Origin of the sequence: Stieleria sp., from assembly GCF_041595215.1 — a bacterium.
GTDB lineage: Bacteria > Planctomycetota > Planctomycetia > Pirellulales > Pirellulaceae > Stieleria > Stieleria magnilauensis.
In genome coordinates this window covers 1-1,857 of record NZ_JBFHKV010001383.1, presented here as the reverse complement: position 1 = coordinate 1,857, position 1,857 = coordinate 1, and the positions used below count along the sequence as shown (strand labels likewise).

1 protein-coding gene is annotated in these 1,857 nt (G+C 59.5%); it reads right to left on the bottom strand.

The window, feature by feature from the left end; genetic code table 11:
- Positions 1-150: 150 nt before the first annotated feature.
- A partial coding sequence (locus ABX749_RS31475; protein WP_372899518.1) for a response regulator occupies positions 151-1,857 on the bottom strand: 1,707 nt, incomplete at its 5' end.

Sequence of the window (1,857 nt, the reverse complement as noted above, 5' to 3'; positions counted from 1 at the left end):
GCAGCGAGTGGGGATCGCCTGAAGGCTAGACACCAACGTGCGCTGGTGTGCAGGCTTTAGCCGCCCGGTTTCGCTGCGGAGCAGCGAGTGGGAGTCGCCTGAAGGCTAGACACCAACGTGCGCTGAATCCCATCATTGTTGAAGGGGCCGTTAACACGGATCGGTGTCCAGGTAGGCCTTCATGACTTTGGCGACGGCGGCCACGGACGTCCGTAGTTTGGTCACGCATTCGGCGGCATCATCGAAGGGGCCCTCGTCTTGGACCGACCGCAATTCCTCCGCGATTTCAGACGTTTCGGCTGCCCCGACGCTGCGAGAGGCTCCGCAGAGCGTGTGTCCGGCACGCCGCACTGCTTCGCCGTCGCCCGCCAAGATTGCGGATTCGATCTGCGACAACAGCATTTCGCTTTCGTCGAGATACATGCCCAACAATTCACGCAAGAGTTCGTCGTTGCCGGCGACCATGGTGCGGACGGGTTCCAAGTCGTAACCGCATGCTGCGTCGGCGGGGCAGTCGGCGTCTGGTTCGGTTTGTGCCACTTCGGTTTCAGCCGCGTCGGGCTGCGTGTCCGATGACGCGGCGTCAGCGGACGCCTCATTGACCGAATCATCGCGTACCGAATCGACGCCGTCGGTGTCGTCGTTCGGAACGTCACCGGCGGCGGGCACCTGGAGGACTTTGAGGAGCTTTTCTTTGAGGACGCCGATGCGAATCGGTTTGGCGACGTACTCGTCCATCCCGACTTCGAGGCATTTTTCCCGGTCGCCCTTCATGGCGTGTGCGGTCATCGCAATGATGGGAATGTGGCCTCCGGATTTCGATTCGATTTCACGGATCGCCTCGGTGGCGGCAAATCCATCCATGACGGGCATTTGGACGTCCATCAGCACGACGTCGAATTGATCATTTTGGAATGCTTCGACGGCCTCGGCGCCATTGTTGGCCACGGTCACTTGATGACCGAACCGTGTGAGGACACCGATCGCCAGTTTTTGATTGATCGCGTTGTCTTCGGTCAACAGGACTTTGAGGTGATCGATCGATTCGTGAATGGGCTCACTGAAATCGTAGTCGGGCGTGTCTTCGGGTGCGGTCACACCCAAGGTTCGCACGATTGCATCGAACAGTTCGGACTGCTTGACGGGTTTCATCAATCGTTCGGAGATATCCAGTCGATCGCGCAGTGCGTCTTCGCCTTCGCGGCCGCCACTGGTCAATACGATGATGGGGGTGTCGGAGACATGGGGATCCCGCCGCACCTGTTCGATAAAGTCATACCCGCTCATTTCGGGCATGTGCACGTCGCTGATGACCAATTTGCAAGGTTCGTCGCGTTGGTCGGCTTCGCGGAGCAGTTCGAGTGCGGATTCCCCCGAGTCGGCGAGGACGGGGACCATGCCCCAGTTGCCGAGCATTTCCTGCAGGATCCTTCGGTTGGTCATGTTGTCATCGACGACCAAGACTTTCGAGCCGCCGACGTACACGAGTCCGGTCGTCGCGTAGGCTTCGGTGCCGTTGGGGGCCTGACGCAGATGGATGTTGAAGGTGAATTTGCTGCCTTGTCCGACTTCGCTATCCACCGAGATGGCTCCGCCCATCAAGCCGACCAGACGGGACGAGATGGCAAGCCCCAGTCCGGTGCCGCCGAAGCGGCGTGTGACCGAGGTGTCGGCCTGTTCGAATTCTTCGAAGATCGCACCGCACCGGTCTTCCGGAATCCCGACTCCGGTGTCACGCACGCAGAGTTGCAATTCCAGTTCTTCGTCGGATTGCGCGACAAGCTCGACTTCGACATACACTTCGCCCTGTTCGGTGAACTTGATGGCGTTGCCGACCAGATTGACAATGATTTGTCG